This window comes from Gaetbulibacter sp. S0825 (genome assembly GCF_011777505.1).
Classification (GTDB): Bacteria; Bacteroidota; Bacteroidia; order Flavobacteriales; family Flavobacteriaceae; genus Pontimicrobium.
Genome location: NZ_JAATJT010000008.1, coordinates 1 through 1,834, shown reverse-complemented (window position 1 = coordinate 1,834; position 1,834 = coordinate 1). Strand labels below are relative to the sequence as shown.

Below are 1,834 nucleotides of genomic sequence, written 5' to 3'. Positions count from 1 at the left end.
TATCGATAAGAGTAATCTTTTGATCTCTTGTAGTTGCATTTCCACAATCATCAGTAGCTTTCCAAGTTCTAATAATTGTTGTAACACAAGCTTGCTTATCTTCTACATCTGTAAATGTTACATCTACATCAGAACAAGCATCATAAGCTCTAGCCATACCTGTGTTAGCTGGAGTAATATCAGCTTCACACTTATCATCTAATTCTAATACAACATCACCAGGAATTCTTAGGGATGGTGCAATAGTATCAACGATTCTATATTCAGCAGCTGTTGTAGAACTTAATCCACAGTTATCAGTTACAGTAAAGTTTACAGTGATTCTTCCTGTGTTTCCACATTCATCTGTTAAGTCTTTACCATTCCAATCGTTAGTCCATGTAAGATCTTTATCACACATGTCCATTGCTTCTGCTCCACCGTTATTGTGTAACCAGTGCATGAAAGGTGAATAACAATCTCCTCTTTGCTCGTCACATGAATGCTCTTGACCACACTCAACAATTAAGTCTTGTGCTTCGTTTCCAATAGCAGGGCTGTTAGTATCTTGTACGTGGAAAGATGCAGTCGTTGTTGATACATTACCACATTGATCGTAAGCATAGAACGTAGTTCTGTACTCAGTATCACAAGAATCTCCATAAACTTTGTAACGGAATTTCCAATATACACCTGAACATCCGTCAGTTGCTGTTGCTCCACCATGGTTTCTTAACCAAGTTAACCAAGCATAATGGTTAGTACCTGGATAAGCACCACCTAATTGAGCATCTATATCATTTACATCATAATCAGTTTCTTGTTTCCAATAATCTGGAATAGAACTATCACACTCAACTATCATATCTGAAGCTGGTGTTACCTCTGGTGCTATACTATCTTCGATTTTGAACGTTGCTGGTAAATCAACATCGTTTCCACAAGCATCAGTTACTGTAAAGATTACATCAATATATCCAGTAAATGAACCTTGACCACATCCTTCTTTTAAGTAATCACGTATGTCAAAATCTTTATGCTTTGGATCTCCAGGGAAGTTGTTTGTCCAAGTTACTCCTGAACACTCATCTTTAGCTGTTGCATCTCCATTGTTGTCTAACCAAGTTTGGAATTGATCAACATTTCCTTCTCCATCACATACTACAGTTAAATTATAAGCTGGAGTAGTTTCTGGATCCATAGTATCTACTATTCTAAAAGTAGCATACGTTTTAGATTCGTTACCACAAGAATCAGTCACTGTAAAGATTACAGTTTTTTCTCCTGTTGCTCCACAATCATCACTCATTGGCTGACTTGCAGCGTTGTTTGACCATACTAAATCTTCAGTAGCTGTACAGTTATCTTGTGCTCCTGCATTTGCATTTGTAGCAATCCAGTTGTTGTAGTCTTCAATATTTCCTTCACCGTCACATTCTACTACTAAATCTTCAGCAGCATTAATGATAGATGGATTAACATCATCAAAAATAGTTACAGTCATGTTCTCAATGATTTCACGACCACAGTTATCTATAAAGCTATACTTTACATTGAATGATGCACAGTTAGAATCTGGTGCAGTGTATTCTGGCTTAGCTAATCCGCTAATGTTACAAGCTCCTTCCATTCCATTTGTGTAATACAATTCTGGAATTAAAGATTCTAAGTTATTTCTGTCTTCACAAGAAATACTAATGTTTCTTGGCTCGTTAAATACAGCTTGTTTAGCTGGTCTAACTGTAATTGTTTGCTTATGCCAAGCGTTGTTTCCACACTCGTCTGTAGCTTTCCACCATCTTTCGATGATTCCACCAGCACACTCTTCACCTTCAACAATTGTTGATTGCTCTTC

At 37.1% G+C, this 1,834-nt stretch carries 1 pseudogene; it reads right to left on the bottom strand.

What is annotated here, in order from left to right:
* Positions 1 to 1,834: pseudogene (locus HB672_RS14625) on the bottom strand (hypothetical protein); the annotation flags it as partial.